Consider the following 18,861-nt stretch of genomic DNA (forward strand, 5'->3'; position numbering starts at 1 on the left):
GGTCAGGACATGAAGCGGGGGCGGTGCCATGGGTAGTTTGAATCATCGCCTGCCCCCACGCGCAAGCCCTTTTTGCCAACCACCTGAGCAGTTACCATCGCCTCCCATGCCGAGCAATAATCAGCACGGTGCTCGCCAACCATGCGCACTGCGCGTTCGCGAACTTCAGGTGAAAACTTGTTCCGGGTCTTGCTCATAACGAAAGCTCCTTCTCACAAATGGGGGCTTCCAGGAAAGCCGGGGCGGTTCAGGTCGCGGTGAAAAGGCCGCTGATCGCGCCGCCCGCACCATGCCGCCATCGACCAATCAACCACGAACAACCCTTAACGCCGGGCCTTATGAATAAGCCGGGCTAGGGGGAACCTGCTGCTAATCATCGGGACTCGTTATGGACTGCCCTCGTGATGCATATGTAAAGATAAAAAGCATAATCAATGAAAAAGGATTTCCGATAGCAAAAAGATATCGGTTAAATAGGCCTTGGAACATCGAAAAAAGTATAAGAGTTGTGATGGTCACATCTTGTAAACGAGAATTTCGTCTGCGAAGCGCCCAAGAAGCAGACCTGAACAGGGAAAAAAGTATGGATATAATAAGAAAACCACCCGCTAAAATGCCGGAATCAAGAAAAATTGTAATGTAAGAGCTTTCGACTGAAAATCCGATGACGTCGGCAGTGGACCATCTAAGACCACCTCCAAAGACGGACTGCGGCAGGCTACTTGCAAATAGGGCAATGCCTTTCTGCCAAAGCTCAGTTCGTCCCGATCCGCCCGAATCTAAACCTCGGGTGCTGGAGCCTAATTCGAGAATATCATAGACATAATTCCAAATTGCACCGCCAAAGATGAATGCCCCAATTAATCCAATTATGGAAATAAAAAATATTAACTGCTTATATTTGCGCGGCAGCTTTGGAAAAGAAATGGCCAACATCAGTGTGAAAGATAAAATCATTGCCAAGAGTGAGGCTCGAGCAGATGCGCCCATAACGACGATGCAAGAGATTATCGAAAAAATAAAATAAATAATTTTTGCAATACCCCGAGAAAGTGTTGCCTGCCTCAGAAGTATGAGAAAGCCGCCAGCGAAAATCAATCCCTCCAAGTTGGGGTGAAGATTAAATGCTCGAGCACGAAGAGCCCAGTGGTTTAAGGCTCCAGGCGTGAGTGCATCCAAAAAATCCTGGTAATTAAACAGAAGTATTGTAACTAGCATAGCGACGTACGCGCGAGAAGAAGAATTCATTACATGATTAATGTTAATTGACGCGCAAATTACGCCAATAAACGATATTACCATAAATGTTAGAACTGAATAAAGAACGACGTTCAACGTTGAATCGGGATAATATCTGCCGGATACAAACATTGCAGCAGGCAAGCTTACAAAAGAGCAAAAGTAAACCGCTATTTCAAATAACGATAGCCTGCCAACCCGTATTCTTCCTGATGTTGAAAATAGCGCAGTCAGCGCTAGAAGTGCAATTGAAATAAATTGCACAACTATTCCGACTACTTCTAAATTTGAAAATAGTAAAACATAAATAGCAATTGATAGTACGAATTTTATTAATTTTTCTTTTCTCGTTGTATTGGAGCGTGAAACTTGGCTGATCGTAAAATCCTCAAACTTTGCCTGCGGCATAAAAATCTCTCGCGTGTGGGGCAGCCTGTCGATTCTGATCGGCCAGTCTAGCGCTCGCATTCGCGGTGGTCTATATGCAAGGAGTTACGGCAACCCCCCCTTTTTTTGGGTCCAGACGGAGAAGTAAGTTGAGGTTAAGCCAAATGTTGGGCAGCGCGGCATTGCTTTTAACCGTTACTGGGTCAGCAGCGGGACAGAGTATACCTCCAGAAAGTTGGGTTCCGGAGGTTGTAATGCATCCTACCGTAAAGGACATTTCCTCCAATGGAACTGACACACATAATTTCTATAGTGGGCAATGGTGGCGCAAATTCCACCTTCCTTCTTCCGAATTTAAGGACACCTCTGATGGGCTTCAAATTCCACTCGGGGGGGAAATTAGCACGGCTTCAAACAAGTCGCAGCCGGGCGCTCTTCCTCTGATTGATTCCTCGCGGAGCTTTAAGGTCGAGTTTCAAGTCAAATTATCTTCGAACGATCCCGATCATTGGCCTGCCGTTTGGATTATGCCAATCGAACATAATGGAGCCCACACAGATCAATACCCTGGGCGGCCGAAAGATTATGAAAAATGGGTCGAGATTGACGTAGATGAAGGTGGTTTTGCAAAGACCGGCACTCATGGCGTGATCATAAATTGGGAAGGCAAATGGCCTGGCTATCAGCGGACAAGGATTTATGGCCCAGGGACATCCGCAATCCCGCTTGATCGTACGGCGTGGCACACCTTTGGATTTAGCTATGTCGCAAACAGACACAAAGCTCGATGGTGGTTGGATGGTATCGCAACACCCGAATATGACGTCGACTGGATGCCAAGTCACCACTATTATATCATAGCTGGCGCAGGATCGCACGTCAAAAATATCCCATATTATATGTATATTCGGAATATTACGCTTTATTCTTCCAGGAATCCAGCTTGAATATTTTTATAGTGACAATGTTTATTTGTTGATTCTAATGACCTTGATAGAGATTTAGGGTGGTGATCCAATGAGGGTTTGGACTTCTCCGTAGTGAGGAAGGGCGGAGGTGAATCCCAAACCCTCCCTGGGCGTTTGCCGGTGCAGGCGCCTGGGAGGCAGGCACTGAACGACAGCCGGCGCAAATCTGGAGCCGTTCCTGCTTCAGACAAGATCCATATTGTGTTGGGTAGCGCTGAGAATTGACCTGGGATTATCACGGAGAACTGACCCAGGCGGGTATGGGTTAAGTGTCGCCCATGGCGGGCAATGCCAAGTTTGGTTTATCTGTTTCTGGCTTTGGTTGCGGCTGAACTGGCCCTGAAGTGGAAGCTGCCATTGCTGTTTGATGCGCCCCGGGATTACCGGAGACCTATTTGATCAAATTAAGCAGCCAATGGCTGCTCGTCCAGCGTAGCGTAATAGCAGGCTTCGGCCTCTGCCGGCGGGATGTTACCGATCGGTCCAAGCAAGCGCTTGTTGTTGAACCAGAAAACCCATTTCAGTGTAGCGAATTCCACCGCTTCGAAGGATTTCCACGGGCCACATCGGTGGATCACCTCAGCTTTATAGAGACCGTTGATCGTCTCGGCGAAGGCATTATCGTAGGAATCGCCTACGCTTCCCACGGATGGCTCGATCCCGGCTTCGGCCAAGCGCTCAGTGTATCTAATTGAAAGATATTGGGATCCACGGTCGCTATGATGGATGAGGCCCCCACGATGAACAGGTCGCCGATCATGGATTGCCTGCTCGAGGGCATCGAGAACAAAGCTGGCGTGGGCAGTCCTGCTGACCCGCCAGCCCACGATATAACGGGCGAAAACATCGACTACGAAAGCCACGTAGACAAAGCCGTTCCAGGTAGAAACGTAAGTAAAATCAGATACCCACAGCCGGTTAGGCGCGGATGCATGGAACTGTCGGTTGACCTGGTCGAGCGGACACGGCGCAGCCTTGTCGCTCACGGTTGTCTTGACCGGCTTGCCGCGGATTACACCCTGCATGTAGCGCGACAAACTGGATGATGATTGCGCGTCAATCAGGATGAGAATGTGATTGTCGCGGCGCGTCGATCAGTGCCTGTTTAGGTTGTCGCTGGCAAGTTCCTCGTTCTCATCCTGATTGTCGCGGATGGTCTCGAGGACCTTTGGCGTGGTGTATGCGGCGGGCCGCCCGGCACCGGTGCGTCTGGCTTGAGCGGTGCGTCGCCGGTAACTTTCGACGTTCATCTCGAAGATGGTGGCGTGGTGGACGAGCCTGTCGACAGCGGCGAGCGTCATCGCGGGATCGGGGAAGACCCTGTTCCACTCGCCGAAGGGCTGGTTGGCGGTGATCAGCAACGACCGTCGCTCGTAGCGTGCGCTGATCAACTCGAAGAGGACCGACGTCTCGGCTTGGTCGCGCGAGATGTAGGCGAAGTCGTCAAGAACCAGCAGGTGGTATTTGTCGAGCTTGGCCATCGCAGATTCGAGCGCGAGTTCGCGCCGCGCGACCTGCAGGCGTTGCACGAGGTCAGAGGTCCGAGTAAACAAAACCCTCCAGCCCCGCTCTACCAGCGCCAGGCCGATAGCTGCGGCGAGATGGCTTTTGCCGCCGCCCGGCGGACCGAACAGGATGAGGTTGGCACCTTGCTCGAGCCAGCCATCACCGGCGCATAGGGCCATAACCTGAGCCTTTGAGATCATTGGCACGGCATCGAAGGCGAAGCAGTCGAGGGTCTTGCCAGCGGGTAGATGTGCCTCTGCCAGGTGGCGTTCGATCCGGCGGCGATCTCGTTCGGCGAGTTCGTGCTCGGCCAGCGCGGCGAGGAATCTGCTGGCGGGCCATCCTTCCTTGTCTGCCTGGGCGGCGAAGTCGCCCCAGATGTGCTTGATGGTGGGCAAGCGCAGTTCGTTGAGCATGAGGCTGAGACGCTGTGCATCGATCATGGGAGTTGCGTTCATGCGGCTTCTCCCTGTTCGATAAGTTCGTCGTAAATCGAGAGCGGCGCCAGTTCGACCACGACTTCGGGCAGATCGGCAGGGTCCGGACAGAACCGGGCCCGCAAGGTTGTCAGACAGGGCGCTCGGCGCGCCGCCAAGTCCTCGGTCAGCAGCTTTGCGAGTTCGGCCTCACATGCACGTTCGTGGGCCATGGCCAGAAGTTCGACGGTGATGCGGCAGGCTTCCCGCTCACCCTGAACTTCCAGCAGGTGGTCGAACATCAGGCGATAGGCCTCTCGCGGGAACAGGCTATCGCGATAGACCAGCCCTAGCAGTGCCATGGGCTTACGGCGCAGAGAATGGATCACGTGACGGTAATCGACAACGTGACCGTGCTTCCCGTTCATGCCCGCGCGGCCGCGCGGCAGGGTCATGAGTCTCGTGCCGCCAATGAAGAGGTCAAGGCGGTCATCATACAGGCGAGCCCGCAAACGGTGCCCGATCAGGCGGGATGGGACCGTGTAGAACACCTTGCGCAATGTGAAGCCGCCCGAGGATGTGACCGTCACGAGGACCTCCTCGTAATCGGTGGTGCGCACGTCCGGCAGCGGCTGCAGGAACTTGCGTTCTGCATCGATCCCGGGGCCGTGCCGTCGGTTGCGCGCATTTACGACCTCGTCGATGAAGCGGCGATAGTCGGCAAGGTCGGAGAAGTCGGCGCTCCCGCGCAGCAGCAGCGCATCCTTTATGGCAGCCTTGATATGGCCATGGGCACTCTCGATCGCGCCGTTCTCATGGGCAACGCCCCGGTTGTTTCTTGTGGGCTCCATTCCATAATGGGCACAGAGCGCGTCATAACGCTTGGTCAGGTCGATCCTGGCATCCGCGTCCAGATTGCGGAAAGCGGCCGAGAGGCTGTCGGTACGATGGAGCTTCGGCGCACCGCCTGCGGACCAGAGCGCGTTTTGCAGCCCTTCGGCCAAGGCGACGAAGCTCTCGCCGCCCAGGATGATGTGCCCGTGTTCGAAGCCGCCACAAGGAAGCCGGAAGTGATAGAGCAGGTGGTCCAAGGGCTGTCCGGCGATCGAAACTGCCAGATCGTCCATGCACGTAAAATCGGACAGGCCGAGCCGCCCGGCCTCGTGCACTTGCCGGAAAATGACCTCGCGATCTTGCCCGTTAATGGCTCGCCAGTCGCGAATGCGCCTCTCCAGGGTTCGCCGGGAGCCAAACTCCGTCTCGGAATATCGGCGCCGCAGTTCCTCGAAGATCGCTATGGGCCGAAGGCCCGGGGCTGCCTCCAACATCGGCACCACAACTTCATCGAAAATACCAGCAAGGGGATCGGGTCGGCGCCGGCTGCGCGGTGCTTGCTGCTGTGATGGCAGCCGGGTGTCCTGCAAAACCCGATAGCCCGTCGCCGGACTGAACCCGGCCTTCGCCGCCGCCAGGGCGACGGGGTCATTACGCCTGTTGATCATGAAAAGTCTCACTTGATGATCGTTGATGTGTCGGCCGGCCACACGCCAGGTCCTCCTCCCCGGAAAACCCGATGCATAGCGGCCGCCAAGACCATCACAGGCACTCAACAAAGAGTGCCTCCGGTGTGTCGGGACCGGCTACGGGCTACGCCCTGCGCCGGTCCCGACACACCGGATTCTCATCTTGATTGTCGCGCTTTCTCATCCAGAGCGTCGCGCGACACCCTGCAAGCCCAGATCGGCCATCAGTCGCTCGACCGTGCAACGTGCGACCTTGAAGCCTTCGCGCTGCATTTGCCGCCATACCTTGCGTGCGCCGTAGACGTTGAAGTTCTCGGCAAAGATACGCAGGATATCTGGCTTGAGTGCATCATCCTTGCGCGCTCGCACCGAACGGCGTGCCGGATTGCGGCGCTGCGCCACGCGTTCATGATAGGCAGATGGGGCGACCTGCAGGGTCCGGCAGATCGGCTCGACCCCATACTCAGCACGATGATCGTCAATAAATGCAGTCACTTGCGGAACGGGCGGTCGAGCTCCGCCTGGGCAAAATATGCTGACGCCTTGCGCAAGATCTCGTTGGCTTGCCGCAGTTCACGGTTCTCCCGCTCCAGCGCCTTCAGCTTCGCCGCCATCTCGCTTGGCACGCCCGCACGCTGACCGCTCTCGACCTCCGCTTTCTTGATCCATTCATTGAGGGTGTGGGCCGAGCAGCCAATCTTCTCCGCCACCGACACCATCGCTGCCCAGCGGGAAACATGCTCCTTCTCCCCCTCCAAAACCAAGCGCACAGCACGCTCGCGCACTTCAGGGGCAAATTTGTTCGTCGTCTTGCTCATACACCTGTCCTCTCAGGAGTTCAGGTCTCCGGCAATCCCGGGGGCGCATCACTGTCGGAAATAACGTGCGCTTCACGTCCATTCTCTTCCCACCATGCGCCGCATGTCCGGCATCGTCGCAAATGTGCGTGAGCTTTCAGACTTGTCACGATATGCTCAGGGAGGCCGTTGCCACCTGATAAAATCCCATGCCGACATATTTCGCAGCCGCTGTCATTCCAATCACCCACGCGTCCATCTTGCCCACGTAAGCGCACCTAGCAAAGATCACGCACGGCAAACGGACGGAGCAATTTGTACACGCCCCCTAGTCGGAGCCGAAAAGGTCGCGTGTAAAGACTTTATCTTTGGCGTCGGCGATGCTGGGCGTCATGCGGTTTGCAATGATGACATCGCATTCCTGCTTGAAGACATCGAGATCACGAACCACACGAGATCCGAAGAACTCATCTTCGGAGAGCGATGGTTCGTAAACGACGACCTGAATGCCCTTGGCCTTGATTCGCTTCATGATCCCCTGGATCGACGATTGGCGAAAGTTGTCGGATCCGGCCTTCATCACCAAGCGGAAAACGCCAACCTTGGTCGGTTTGCGGGCAATGATCTGATCGGCCAGAAAGTCTTTGCGTGTCTGGTTTGCGTCGACGATCGCCCGGATCAGGTTCTGTGGCACTTCGGAATAGTTCGCCAGAAGCTGCTTGGTATCCTTGGGCAGGCAATAGCCGCCATAGCCGAAGCTCGGGTTGTTGTAGTGAGTGCCGATGCGAGGATCGAGGCATACGCCATTGATGATCTGGCGTGTGTCCATGCCGCCCGCAATGGCATAACTGTCCAGTTCGTTGAAGAACGCCACACGCATGGCGAGGTAAGTGTTGGCAAACAGCTTGATCGCCTCCGCCTCCGCCGGACCGGTAAAAAGGATTTCAACGTCCTTCTTCGCCGCACCTTCGCGCAGCAACTCTGCAAAGACGCGGGCGCGCTCAGATTCTTCACCCACGATGATGCGCGAAGGGTGGAGATTATCATAGAGGGCGCGGCCTTCCCTTAAGAACTCCGGGCTGAAGATCACCTGGTCGGTAGCCAGGCGCTGCCGCACGTCGGCTACGAAGCCTACCGGGATGGTGGATTTGATCACCACAGTGGCAGTCGGATTATGCTCCTTCGCCAGCCGGATCACCGCTTCGACCGAGGAGGTGTCGAACTTGTTGGTTTCGACATTGTAGTTGGTCGGCGTGGCAACAATGACATAGCCGGCGCCCTCGAGTGCTACCTGCGCATCAAGCGTCGCCGTCAGGTTCAGCGAGCGGCTCGCCAGAAACTCTTCGAGTTCGGCATCGATAATGGGGGACTTGCGCTGATTCAGCAATGCGACGCGTTCGGCAGAGATGTCGACCGCAACGACCTGGTTGTGCTGTGCTAGAAGCACGGCATTGGAAAGCCCAACATAGCCCAGGCCAAAAACTGCGATCTTCATTCCGAGCTACTCACGCAAGTTGCGCGCAAGCCTGGCAAACTTACCAGCACCTGCGCCCGTTGACCTGGCTTTCGGCGCCAGACATCGCCGTACTTTCACGTCGACGTCTATGCGATCTCGAGAGCAAGACCGTCAACGATTTTTATGCTGCAATTGCACAGTCAGCGGCTGTATGGAGCCTGGGGTTGGGGGATTTGTGGCCTGATGCGCACAGTCCGTGTGGACACGCCCGCGCAGTGGCGGCTGGGCAAGCTTGAAGAAAGTATAGAACCCTGAGGCGCGTGGATCTTGCCACAGTGACGTTCTGGGGCCTTCGAACCTCTGATTGCCACGCTTGACGGCGGGAATCGCCTAACAAGGGGATCGTGCCATGTCGTCAACGCTGCGTACGTTTGTTCGGCTGGAAGCCGGGTATCGTATGGGGCGATTGTCGCCGACTGTTCTCGCAATAGCAATTCTTCGCTCGGACAAATAAGGCTTTCACATCATCGTTTTTGCGCTCGGCCCACCGCAAAAAGGATCGCGGGCCAAAAACAGGTCGCCAGGAAATCGCCGAGCGTGTCCGGGATGTCGACGCGGCCGGCGTAAAGCGCATCGAGCACCTCGTTGCCACTTTCCAGTATGATCACCATGAGCAAGGGCAGCGCATGTCCCATGCGCTTCCTGGTCAGCGCCAGCGTGGTCGTCCAGATCGCCATGCCGGCATAGGTGTGTGCGAACTTGTCCGGAGCCGGGCAAGCAGCAACAATCTGGTCGATAACGTGATGATAGCGGGCAACAAAGGTCATAGCCCATCATGCTGCATGTGCGAAGAAATGACCAGGGGATATTGCCTTACGCGGTGGCCAGTGCAGGGCTGCCGACGGTTGTCAGGCGCGTCTGCCTGTCACGGCCGGCACCAGTTTACTTCGTTCCTGCACTCAGCGAAGCTGACAGGGCGGCTGGGCAGCCGTATCGTGCAAGCCGCTGCGCCTTATACCGGAAGCTTGGCCCCTGCCACTATGCGTCACACTGCCAGCATCGTGGCAGGCGCTGTGGGCCAACCATTTGTTCAGGCTAGGGCGCACAAGCTGCGGATCTGTCGCCCCCTGGTTGGGCGCCTTGCAGCGTTGGCGCTCCTTCCTCCAGTGAAGCGCCCCGGAAGCCTATCCGGGCTGATGGATGTCCTAGGCATTCCACCTCCTGCTGGTGACGTCCAGGCGCGTTATGCACACTGTTGCGCCTGCGCCTATGCATCGCTGCGTCGACTGCGGCTGCGCGCGGGCAGCAAATGTCGCGCGAGGGGGACCTGTTCGGCAGGCGTAGCCTGCTGCATTTTGCCTTGAAAGGTCACCGGTTACCTTGACGCGTCCGTCCAGAGAGCGCTGGACTGGAAAGACAGATGGGGCGCCGGCGATTGTCGTTAGTCTTGCTCCTGCCGAACAAGATCCACGGTCTCAGGGATGGCTGCACGTGTAGTGAAATCCGAGCCGAGGGTGGCGCTCAGCCATGTTACTCCTCGGAGGCTGCCTATATCTGTGTGCGAATAGGACTTGGGTCGATGCGGGTCTGGCGTCTCAGGCCGTCGCGGCCTGATCGCGCTCTCCTTCCGCTGCGCTCCAGCCGAGCCGGCGACGCCGTCTCGTCGGCAGAGCCGGTGCGATCGCTGACGCGGGGCCCGGCCTTGCTGGCCGGTCCTGTCGGTCCGCTCTTGGCTCCCCTCCAATTGTCGCCGCGCTTTGGATGCGCGGCGGCGTCTGCCTCGGCTCCAGAGTGACGGGGGGCGTCACGGCCCTGTAGCCCCGCCGCGCCGGGGTGCAACCCGGCCCGCTGCGCGGGTCCGGGTGCTCCACGCTGTTGCGCCCTTCGGTGCACCCCGCCGCCTGATGCGGGGCTGTCGGTCCGCTCCTGCCGCCCCCCGCCACTCCGGCGCCGGGCCATGGCGGTTTTAGGAGCCTGAAGATCATGAGCACCGTGAACACGAGCGAACGCCAGTCCCTCTATGCCGAGGTGACCTACCGCATCATTGCCGAACTCGAAGCCGGGCGCCTGCCCTGGGTGCAGCCCTGGGACGCCAGCCGCTGTCCCTGCACGCTGCCGCACAATGCCGGCTCTGGCCGGACGTATTCCGGAATAAACGTTCTCATTCTCTGGACCTCTGCCATCGAGCAGGGCTTTTCCTCGCAGCGCTGGCTGACCTATCGCCAGGCCGAAGCAGCCGGGGGCCATGTCCGGCGCGGCGAGAAGGGCACGGTGGTCTGCTATGCCGATCGCTTCACCCCGCGCGAGGAAGCCGCCAAGGCCAGGGACGAAGACCGCGAAGCGCGCACGGTGGCATTCCTCAAGCGCTTTACCGTGTTCAACCTCGACCAGTGTGAGGACCTGCCCGAAGACGTGATTGCCCCGGTGGTGCCGATTGCGCCCGAGCTGGCGATTGCCGGCGCGGATCGCGTGATCCAGAACAGCGGGGTAACCTTTCGCATCGGTGGCGGGGAAGCGTTCTATTCCCCCACGCATGACGTGGTGCAGGTGCCGCCCCAGGCTGCCTTCCTCGAGCCGATCAACTGGTTCCGCACGGCCCTGCACGAGCTTGGCCACGCCACAGGCCACAAGAGCCGGCTGGACCGCAACCAGACCGGCGAGTTTGGTTCTGCGTCCTATGCCAAAGAGGAACTTGTTGCGGAAATGGCAAGTGCCTTTGCCTGCGCGGCGCTGGGCATTGTCCCGACGGTGCGGCATTCCGATTACATCGGCGCCTGGCTCGAGGTGCTGTGCGCCGACGAGAAGGCAATCTTCCGCGCCGCCAGTGCGGCCAGCAAGGCGGCCGATTTCCTGCTGGCCTGTGGGGACGATCGGCCATGAGCGCGCCTCTCCCGCCCGAATGGGGCGAACCCGTCCTGCCGACCTTGTCGCCGCGCGCATTCTGGCGTCGGGGGCAGCGCGGCCTGCGCCGCATGACCAAGCGCCAGCGGGATATCTTCCGAGCCGTGCGCTTTGAGAGCGCCAGCTATGCCGAGCTGGCCCAGCGCCATGGCATCAGTGTCGAGGCGGTGCAGGCCGAGCTGGCCAAGGCTCTCTCCACTCTGACCCGTGCGGTCTATGGGCACTGGTGGCAACGCTGGTGGCCGTGGTGAAAAATTCAGGCCGCCCGATGACTTGCCATCGGGCGGCCATCGCGACAGGGTGCCGCTATCATGCGCAGCGATCTCGACCATCTTCCCGCCAACAAGCAGCGCGAGCTGGAGCGCGTGGTGCAGATCGTCTTCGAGGAATTCGAGGACGCGCTGGCCCTGGCTTCGCACGAGTGGAAGAAGAAGGGCCGCATTCTCAAGGTCATTCTCTATGGCAGCTATGCGCGCGGCGGCTGGGTCGATGAGCCGCATACCGCCAAGGGCTACCAGTCGGACTATGACCTGCTGATCATCGTCAACGACAAGCGCCTGACCGACCGGGTGAAGTACTGGGCCAAGGTCGATGACCGGCTGATGCGCGAATACGGCATTGCCGGCACGATCAAGACCCCGGTCAATTTCATCGTCCACACCCTGCAGGAGGTGAACGACGGGCTGGCCCATGGGCGCTATTTCTTCATGGACGTGGCCCGCGATGGCATCGCGCTCTACCAGAGCGATGATACCGAATTGCACCAGCCCAAGCCCAAGACGCCGCATGCCGCGCTGGCCATGGCGAAGGAGTATTTTGAGGAGTGGATGCCCAGCGGCATTCAGTTCCTTGAAACCGCTAAATTCACAGCTGGGCGAGGTTGGAACAAGAAAGCTGCTTTCTTGCTCCATCAGGCGACCGAGAGCCTCTATCACTGCGTACTTTTGGTCGTGAATTTTTACACGCCGCACGTCCATAATCTGGCGTTCCTTAGGACCCAGGCTGAAAGGCTGGACGTTCGCCTTGTACACGTTTGGCCCGGCGACAATCGCAAGCAGCGGGCGATGTTCGAGAAGCTCAAGGAAGCCTACGTCAAGGCGCGCTATTCCAAGCACTACCGGATCACCGAAGAGGAATTGACCTGGCTGGGCGAGCAGGTTGAGGAACTGGGCCGCGTCGTCCATGCCATTTGCTCAGAGCGCATCGCCGAGCTGGAAGCAACCGCACGGCAGGCCGGCTAGCAGCTTCTGTGGCGTCGCTCCCAGGGGCAAGGACTCATTCACGCGAAATGCGCCAGATCGCTGGCGAACCGCTGCGCCTGCCGCGGCAGCCTCGTATGGCACCGGGGCAGGGCCAGCCGATGACGTCGATGCCGTTTCCAAGCAGCGCCGTGCCGGCCGGATCCGCCTCAGGCCGAGGCTTGCATTGTTTCCTGGTCCCGGGGGCAGGCGTGTCCTTCAACCGTCCTGGCGGCCTGGCGCGCCACAAGTCCGTCGGAACGGAGCAATTCCGCCGGATGGTGTGACGAGTCTCGCGCCAACCGCGCCTGCCAGGCCGTTCCCGCAAGCTGGCCATCGCGTCGACCGGCCCAAAGCAAACCAGATGTCACGCTTCTCTCATGGTGTGCCTACCGGCCGCACGACCGCAGCGTTGCGGGCGCCGTGGCAGCCCCTGTGCTCGTCTCTGTGGTGATCCTAGAGGTCGATGGGCATTCGATCTCTCGCGCGGCCTCCCGTAGCCATCTATCCCGGCCATTCAGCGCAAGGCGCGGGATTGCTGCTTCCACTCCCGCTCCGGCGGCATTGGCAACACCACAGCAGCGCCACTCTCGTTCGCCGTCTCGATCCGCACCGGCCGCACCTTATGCCGCAGCCCGGCCATGCAGACGATGCACCAGAACCGGCGGCGCACTTCGGGCAGACGATCATCCCACCCGCGCCGCTGGAAATGCCACCATAGGCCATGGGGATCGAACGTCATCGAATGCCCGCACCGGCAGACTGGCCGCACGACCAAGCGTAGCGCAGCGGCATCGGTGAGCGAGGTGGGCTCTATCAGGCCCGCCGCGTTCCAGCGCGGCATGGCGCGTCACAGTTTCAGGCCGAGCTGCTCGGCTTTGGGCGGTGCGGCTCGCAGGCGTTCGGCGATGGCGCCGGCGAGTTCGCGCGCGGCATCCTCGCGCAAGCTGGGGGAAGGGGCGGTAATGCCGACGCGTGCCCAGCCAGGGGCCTCGAGGATCGCGTCCGCCATGATGTCGAGGTCGATTCGTTCCATGACAACAATTGGAACATAATAGGAACAAACGCGCAAGCCAGCCCGCGATTTGACTCTGCGCGGCGGGCGACAGACATTTGGACGATGTGCAATCTTTATCGCTTGCGCGCCAACCAAGCTGAAGTGGCCCAGATATTCGCCGCCGAGGCCGTGCCGGGCGTGAACCATGCCGACGAGGTATATCCGGGCTATCCCGGCCTGGTCGTCGCGCATGGTCGCGTCGGCGCCATGAATTGGGGCTTTCCCGTGGTGCTCAAGGGCAAACAGGGCCAACCGCTCAAGCCCAAGCCCGTCACCAATGCCCGCGACGACAAGCTGCACACGCCGTTCTGGCGCGACAGCTTCGCCCGGCGGCGCTGCCTGATCCCTGTAAGCCAGTGGGCCGAGCCGGAAGGCGAGGCGGGCCGCATGACGCGCACCTGGTATGGCATGCCCGGCGGCGAGGCCTTTGCGATCGGCGGGATCTGGCGCCAGACCGCCGAATGGGGGCAGACCTATGCCATGGTCATGGTCGAGAGCAGCGAGTTGATGACCGACGTGCACGATCGCATGCCAGTGGTGCTGCGGCCGGATCAGTGGAGCGCGTGGCTGGGTGGCACGCCCGAGGCAGCGTTTGCGCTGTGTCGGACTTGGCCCGGCCTGCTGTCGGTCGAGCGAACTGCAGACCGCTGGGCCGGCAGTTAGTTGCGCCGTCCGACATTCCCGCCTGCCTGTTTTGCATGCGCGAACCATGACCGCTGATCATTTGCTCGGCGGACGGCGCGGGCCACCGCAACCCGGCCGTGCACAGCCAAGGCATCGGTCAGGCTTACTGGTTTTGCCGGCGTCGTCTCCCGCTGGTTGAGATGCCTGTCCTGCGCCTGCGCGAAACCCCTGCAACACCCCTTCTGCCGGCCGTGTTACCGGCCTGCGGCCGGCGCCCGCACCACCGCGGCGGAAGGCATGTTTCCCTCGCGCTGCAGAGCAAAGCCGGCGCCAGCTTCACTCTGGTTACCTCACGTGCGGTGATCAAGGATGGCCAAATGGTCAATGGCGAGGATGGCTGTCCCGAAACCTACGACCAGTTCCATACGGTCAAGGCGTTCGGCACCCTTGGCAACACGGTCGCCAACCACAGGAAAAAGGGCGACAAGCTGATCGTCCAGGGCGAGATCCGCTACCGCCGCAGCGAGCAGGACGGCCGTACCTACTACAACACCGAAATTGTCGCCGACGAGATCGCGTTTCTCTGACCAAGCCGGGGCGGCTTACCAGGCCGCCCCGGTCCCGATCGGCAAGGCTCAGCCACACAATTCTTTCTCGTACGCGATGACGTTGCCTGCTCGCGCACGGGCAAGACCGTGAACAATTCCGCGAAAGTATAATACTCGAGCGGCGCGGCCAGCGTCCTGCCGCCGGATCTGTTGCTTCTCCTCTCGCGGGGTAGCGCTGCGTGCGCTGCCTGCGACCTTGGTCAGGCCAAACATCGCCATGCGCCCAATGCTGCGGCTTGTCGCGCCGCTGACCCCGGCGGTGTGACAAAAGTAGCCGGGGCATTTTTGTCACTCCGCCAAGGCACCAAAACCACGCCAGACTTGGGCTCTCTCGACTGCGCTACGCCGCAGCACGTCGGAACATGACGGAGCCTGACAATGAACTCCATTCCTGCCCCGATCTATCCCCGCTATTTGCGCACGCCTGATGCGGCCGTCCATCTCGGGTTGTCGCCGCGCACGCTCGAAAAGCATCGCTGCTATGGCACCGGTCCAGTCTATCACAAGCTTGGCGGTCGGATTGTCTACGCGCTCGCCGACCTCGATGCCTGGGTCTACCCGGGGCAGCGACGCTCGACGCGTGACCCAGGGCGCGGCGTAGTCCATCCGGCTCGCCGCCAGCCCGGCACCGGGCCGGTGCGGCGGTGAGCGCCCTGTCCGCCGCGTCGGCGCGCACCAAGCCGTCAACGCGCGACGAGCCTGACCTGTTCGTGCCCCGGCGTGGCCCGATCGCGCCGCGCGACGCACAGGATCTCATGGTCTGGCCGTTCTTCAGTCTCGCCAAGAACCACCGCACACGTCCGATTGATTTCCGCATGGGTGACGTCGCGATCCGGGTGGAGGCTACCCACGAACACGGCATGGCCACGATCTGGGATGCCGACGTGCTGATCTGGGCAGCGAGCCAGATCGTCGAGGCCCGCGATGCGGGCCACTCGACATCGCGGATGATTGCAGCGCGCCCGCACGACATTCTCACCTTCACGCGGCGGGGCACCGGCAAGGCTAGTTACGCGCGCTTGAAAGCCGCACTCGACCGCCTGCAGTCGACCATGATCGCTACAACCCTGCGCCAGCCAGAGCGCGGCCGCTGCCAATGCTTTTCCTGGATCAACGCGTGGCGCGAATGCAGCGATGCGCGTGGCCGCGCTTGCGGCATCGAACTGATCGTGTCCGACTGGTTCTATCAGGCCATACTCCAGCCGCAGTGGGTGCTGACGATCGATCGCGCCTATTTCGGTCTCACCGGCGGACTCGAGCGCTGGCTCTACCGTCTGGTGCGCAAGCATGGTGGGCGCCAGGTGGGCGGCTGGACGTTCGATCTGCCCCATCTCCACATGCGCTCGGGTCTGCTCTGGCCGCTCAAGCGCTTCGCCTTTGCGCTGCGCGATATCGTCAGTCGCCAGGCCCTGCCGGGCTATACGCTCACGCTGTTTGCCGAACATGGGCGGCACTGGCTGCGCTTCGTGCGCTCACCCGAAGATTGTTACGCCGTGGCCCTGCGGCGGGTCGGGCTGGCGCCTGTGGATAAGTCGTCATGACACACGGACGATCAGGAACCCCGACATTCAGACCATCGGGAACCGCTTTCTCGGACGATCGGGAACCGATTGGCGCGGAACGCCCCGTTATTTCAGAGGCTTATTCGTCACCTAACCGACCTAACCAGGAATCCTCCGGATTCCTGCTAACGCCGTCATGCTGTGGACAATCCGCTGCTGAATGCGGCCGATTGGGTAGAACGGCGTGCGCAGGGGCGGCGACCAGCAACGCCTCGGCTAGCGGTGCGACCGATGATCCGCTGACCCATGTCACCCTGTTCTGGCCGCACGGCCGCTGCGAGCACTGGCTGCGTTTCGGCAAGCCGGTCGCCACCCGCCGCGGCGAGAGGGGGCGCCGCGTCGAGAGCTATGCGCCAGGCCAGATCTTCGCGCTGGTGCGCTGGGCCGGCCATGACCATGGCACTGCGCTATCTCACCTTGCCATCGTCCGCGCTCTGCCACGCGGCACCGCCGTTTCGCGCCTCGCATCGGTCGATCCGGGCGGCGAAATCCTCCTTGCCGTCCAAGGCTGGCGCCGTGTAGCCCGCGTCTTTGCCGTAATCGCTGCGATCGAGGCGCTAGGCGTTGCGCCCGAAGAGGTCGCTGCGGATCACTGGCGGCTCATCCACCACCGCCTTGCCGCGCGCCGGACAGCGCGGATCAACGACCCCCGGTGCCAGGCCGCCTGGCTCGCAGGGCGGGAGAGACAAGCATGAACCGGCGCACCCTGCTTGCGATGGAGCTGGCCGTGGCCGCTCTGGTTGTGCCGACCCTGCTGCCTTCCCGGCCGCGCCTGGTATGGAACGCGTCGTCCAGCGTGCCAACCGGGCTTTACTGGATCGAGCCGGCCACGCAGCTGCTGCCAGGCGAGCGGCTCGTGGTGCGCCTGCCGGCGCCGTCGTCCACGCTGATGGCGCGGCGCGGCTACTTGCCGGCCGGCGTGCCGCTGATCAAGCCCTTGGCAGCGGCAGCAGGCACGCGCGTCTGCCGATTTGGCCCAGAGGTCACGATTGCCGGCCGCCCGGTGGCAGTGGCGCGCGCGCGCGATCGCGTTGGCCGCCCGCTGCCGGTTTGGTCAGGTTGCCTCTACCTCGCTCGTGATCAGTTGTTCCTGCTCGCGCCAGCGCGCGGGGACAGTGTCGACAGCCGCTATTTCGGGCCAGTGCCGCGCAGCGCGGTGCTTGGCGTTGCCCACCCCGTGTGGACCGACGAGCGTGGCACCGGCCAACGTGTGTGGTTCGCTGCTGGCGCGTCCCCGCCTCCGCTTTCCCCTTTACCAAGGATGCGGCCATGACCCCGAGCGATCCACTTCGCATGATGGCTGCGGGCGCTTGCCGCCCGGGGCTGAGGTTGCTCTGGTCAGGCGCGCTGCTGTCGGGTTTGCGGGCGGGCGGAGATGGCAAGTGGGCTGGCGAATACCGGCTAGAGGCCATTGTGTCCGGGTTCGCGGCGCAGTGCAGACGGCTATTGCGCGCCAGCGACAGGCCTTATTGTCCGGCACGTTCTGGGCCGGCGTGGCTATTGCTGTGGCGCTGCGCCATGCGACATGTCGCGGCTGTCCCGGCAGCAATCTGGGCCTGTGGTCTGGGACTGCCTGCCGTGCCGGCTTGCGCTAAGCCGGTGCCGCGTGTCGCAGCGCCAGACCCCGCTAGCCGATCGCCGTGGGCACCGTTCGTCGCTGAAGCGGCCGCGCGGTTCGCCTTGCCTGAAGCCTGGCTGATGGCGATCCTGGCCGCCGAAAGCGGCGGCAATCCCGCCGCTGTCTCGCCGGTCGGCGCGATGGGCTTGATGCAACTCATGCCGGCTACCTGGCGCGCGCTGTCCCGCGCGCATGGCTTGGGTGACGATCCCTTCGCCCCTCGCGCCAATATTCTTGCTGGCGCGGCCTATCTGCGCAGTTTGCATGATCGCTACGGCAGTCCAGGTTTTCTTGCCGCCTACAATGCCGGACCGGGGCGCTACGAAGCCTATCTCCGCAGCGGGCGTCCCTTGCCCGCCGAGACGATGCGTTATGTGGCACGCCTCGCCCCCCGGCTTGCCGTGCCGGGGAATGTCGGTGCCGCTGACCCCACGATGCCAGAGCCGCATCCGGCATTACCCGACTGGCGTGCTGCCCCGTTGTTTTCCTCGCCGCACCAGCCTGCCGCAGCAGCCGCGGCGATGAGCCCGGTCACGGTGGACTCGGATGTCGGGCTACCCAGCGCGGGGCTGTTTCCTCGGGAATGGGGGAGCCGTCAGCCATGACCGCGCAGCGTGGACCGTTGCGGCCAATTTGGCGGCCAGAGGCATTGCTGCCTGCGGATACCGGCCTGTCGGCATGGAGGCCAGGAGGCGGCGGAAAAGACGCGGCGCTCTCGCCGCGGAGCGCAGCGATTGCCCGTGTTGTGGCTGTGCCGCCAGCATGCGGTGCCTGTCATAGCCAGGCCTGGGACGGGATTAGCATGGTCAGCGGTAGCCGCGGCGCGGCCTCGCATGGGCCTGCCTTGGTCACTGCAGATCGGGCGGCAGGTTCGGGGCTGACCTGCTGCCTGCATCAGGCAGCCCAGCCCGATCCCCATTTGCTCCGCATTTGCCGGCAGGACGCGACCGCCATGGCGATG

Annotated in this window: 19 protein-coding genes, 2 pseudogenes and 1 other annotated feature; of the genes and pseudogenes, 11 read left to right on the top strand and 10 right to left on the bottom strand. The window is 61.0% G+C overall.

What is annotated here, in order from left to right; genetic code table 11:
• Nucleotides 1–2: 2 nt before the first annotated feature.
• On the bottom strand, nt 3–197 hold the full coding sequence (locus tag FHW97_RS00005) for a hypothetical protein (RefSeq protein WP_171797689.1): 195 nt from the start codon (nt 195–197) through the stop codon (nt 3–5).
• Nucleotides 198–369: 172 nt separating this feature from the next.
• The gene (locus FHW97_RS00010; RefSeq protein WP_171797691.1) at nt 370–1,707 is read right to left on the bottom strand and encodes an O-antigen ligase; all 1,338 of its coding nucleotides are present in this window, start codon (nt 1,705–1,707) and stop codon (nt 370–372) included.
• Nucleotides 1,708–1,880: 173 nt separating this feature from the next.
• On the opposite strand from FHW97_RS00010, the gene FHW97_RS00015 reads away from it, so the two are divergent.
• Entirely contained in the window at nt 1,881–2,573 is a 693-nt protein-coding gene (locus FHW97_RS00015; RefSeq protein WP_169041996.1) for a hypothetical protein, read from the top strand.
• A 425-nt stretch (nt 2,574–2,998) separates the two neighbouring features.
• On the opposite strand, the pseudogene FHW97_RS00020 reads toward FHW97_RS00015, so the two are convergent.
• From FHW97_RS00020 to FHW97_RS00050, 6 genes and pseudogenes are all read right to left on the bottom strand, one after another.
• Nucleotides 2,999–3,619, bottom strand: a pseudogene (locus FHW97_RS00020) (IS3 family transposase); the annotation flags it as partial.
• Nucleotides 3,620–3,688: 69 nt separating this feature from the next.
• Entirely contained in the window at nt 3,689–4,558 is an 870-nt protein-coding gene (istB, locus tag FHW97_RS00025; protein WP_171793671.1) for an IS21-like element helper ATPase IstB, read from the bottom strand.
• Entirely contained in the window at nt 4,555–6,030 is a 1,476-nt protein-coding gene (gene istA / locus FHW97_RS00030; RefSeq protein WP_370525315.1) for an IS21 family transposase, read from the bottom strand. Before istA ends, istB begins: the two co-directional genes overlap by 4 nt.
• Before the next feature lie 201 nt (nt 6,031–6,231).
• Nucleotides 6,232–6,857 (bottom strand): annotated as a pseudogene (locus FHW97_RS21980) (IS3 family transposase); the annotation flags it as partial.
• Nucleotides 6,460–6,576 (bottom strand) — a sequence feature (AL1L pseudoknot). Its footprint overlaps the pseudogene before it by 117 nt.
• Before the next feature lie 307 nt (nt 6,858–7,164).
• Nucleotides 7,165–8,331, bottom strand: coding sequence for a nucleotide sugar dehydrogenase (locus FHW97_RS00045; RefSeq protein ID WP_169041998.1), 1,167 nt, complete (start codon nt 8,329–8,331; stop codon nt 7,165–7,167).
• A 485-nt stretch (nt 8,332–8,816) separates the two neighbouring features.
• Complete coding sequence (locus FHW97_RS00050; protein ID WP_169041999.1) at nt 8,817–9,119, bottom strand: hypothetical protein; 303 nt, start codon at nt 9,117–9,119, stop codon at nt 8,817–8,819.
• A gap of 1,156 nt (nt 9,120–10,275) precedes the next feature.
• On the opposite strand from FHW97_RS00050, the gene FHW97_RS00055 reads away from it, so the two are divergent.
• Genes FHW97_RS00055 through FHW97_RS00065 form a run of 3 tightly spaced genes read left to right on the top strand, consistent with a single transcriptional unit; the run spans nt 10,276 to nt 12,434 of the window.
• Nucleotides 10,276–11,172, top strand: coding sequence for an ArdC family protein (locus FHW97_RS00055; RefSeq protein ID WP_171797694.1), 897 nt, complete (start codon nt 10,276–10,278; stop codon nt 11,170–11,172).
• Nucleotides 11,169–11,444, top strand: a complete 276-nt coding sequence (locus FHW97_RS00060; protein WP_171797695.1) for a sigma factor-like helix-turn-helix DNA-binding protein — start codon at nt 11,169–11,171, stop codon at nt 11,442–11,444. The genes FHW97_RS00055 and FHW97_RS00060 overlap by 4 nt, the downstream gene beginning before the upstream one ends.
• A 60-nt stretch (nt 11,445–11,504) precedes the next feature.
• Complete coding sequence (locus FHW97_RS00065) at nt 11,505–12,434, top strand: nucleotidyltransferase and HEPN domain-containing protein (protein WP_169042002.1); 930 nt, start codon at nt 11,505–11,507, stop codon at nt 12,432–12,434.
• A 514-nt stretch (nt 12,435–12,948) separates the two neighbouring features.
• Here FHW97_RS00065 and FHW97_RS00070 read toward each other — a convergent pair.
• The gene (locus tag FHW97_RS00070) at nt 12,949–13,275 is read right to left on the bottom strand and encodes a hypothetical protein (RefSeq protein WP_169042003.1); all 327 of its coding nucleotides are present in this window, start codon (nt 13,273–13,275) and stop codon (nt 12,949–12,951) included.
• Between the two features lie 6 nt (nt 13,276–13,281).
• Nucleotides 13,282–13,467, bottom strand: a complete 186-nt coding sequence (locus FHW97_RS00075) for a DUF6771 family protein (protein WP_169042004.1) — start codon at nt 13,465–13,467, stop codon at nt 13,282–13,284.
• Between the two features lie 84 nt (nt 13,468–13,551).
• Here FHW97_RS00075 and FHW97_RS00080 point away from each other — a divergent pair, with 84 nt between their 5' ends.
• The 7 genes from FHW97_RS00080 to FHW97_RS00110 all read left to right on the top strand — a co-directional run bounded on the left by FHW97_RS00080 (nt 13,552) and on the right by FHW97_RS00110 (nt 18,505).
• Nucleotides 13,552–14,151 (top strand): SOS response-associated peptidase, encoded by a 600-nt coding sequence (locus FHW97_RS00080; RefSeq protein WP_169042005.1) that lies wholly within the window; start codon nt 13,552–13,554, stop codon nt 14,149–14,151.
• Nucleotides 14,152–14,312: 161 nt separating this feature from the next.
• Nucleotides 14,313–14,699 carry a single-stranded DNA-binding protein gene (locus FHW97_RS00085; RefSeq protein ID WP_169042006.1) on the top strand — a complete coding sequence of 129 codons (387 nt, stop codon included), beginning with the start codon at nt 14,313–14,315 and terminating at the stop codon, nt 14,697–14,699.
• 399 nt (nt 14,700–15,098) lie between these two features.
• Nucleotides 15,099–15,368 carry an AlpA family transcriptional regulator gene (locus tag FHW97_RS00090; protein WP_022678177.1) on the top strand — a complete coding sequence of 90 codons (270 nt, stop codon included), beginning with the start codon at nt 15,099–15,101 and terminating at the stop codon, nt 15,366–15,368.
• 5 nt (nt 15,369–15,373) lie between these two features.
• Nucleotides 15,374–16,261 (top strand): replication initiator protein A, encoded by an 888-nt coding sequence (locus FHW97_RS00095; protein WP_370525314.1) that lies wholly within the window; start codon nt 15,374–15,376, stop codon nt 16,259–16,261.
• A 191-nt stretch (nt 16,262–16,452) separates the two neighbouring features.
• Entirely contained in the window at nt 16,453–16,977 is a 525-nt protein-coding gene (locus FHW97_RS00100; RefSeq protein WP_169042007.1) for a DUF2840 domain-containing protein, read from the top strand.
• On the top strand, nt 16,974–17,555 hold the full coding sequence (locus tag FHW97_RS00105; RefSeq protein ID WP_171797696.1) for a S26 family signal peptidase: 582 nt from the start codon (nt 16,974–16,976) through the stop codon (nt 17,553–17,555). The genes FHW97_RS00100 and FHW97_RS00105 overlap by 4 nt, the downstream gene beginning before the upstream one ends.
• A 245-nt stretch (nt 17,556–17,800) precedes the next feature.
• Entirely contained in the window at nt 17,801–18,505 is a 705-nt protein-coding gene (locus FHW97_RS00110; protein WP_169042051.1) for a lytic transglycosylase domain-containing protein, read from the top strand.
• Nucleotides 18,506–18,861 lie beyond the last annotated feature (356 nt).

It is taken from the genome of Novosphingobium sp. SG754 (assembly GCF_013149315.1).
Lineage (GTDB): Bacteria > Pseudomonadota > Alphaproteobacteria > Sphingomonadales > Sphingomonadaceae > Novosphingobium > Novosphingobium capsulatum.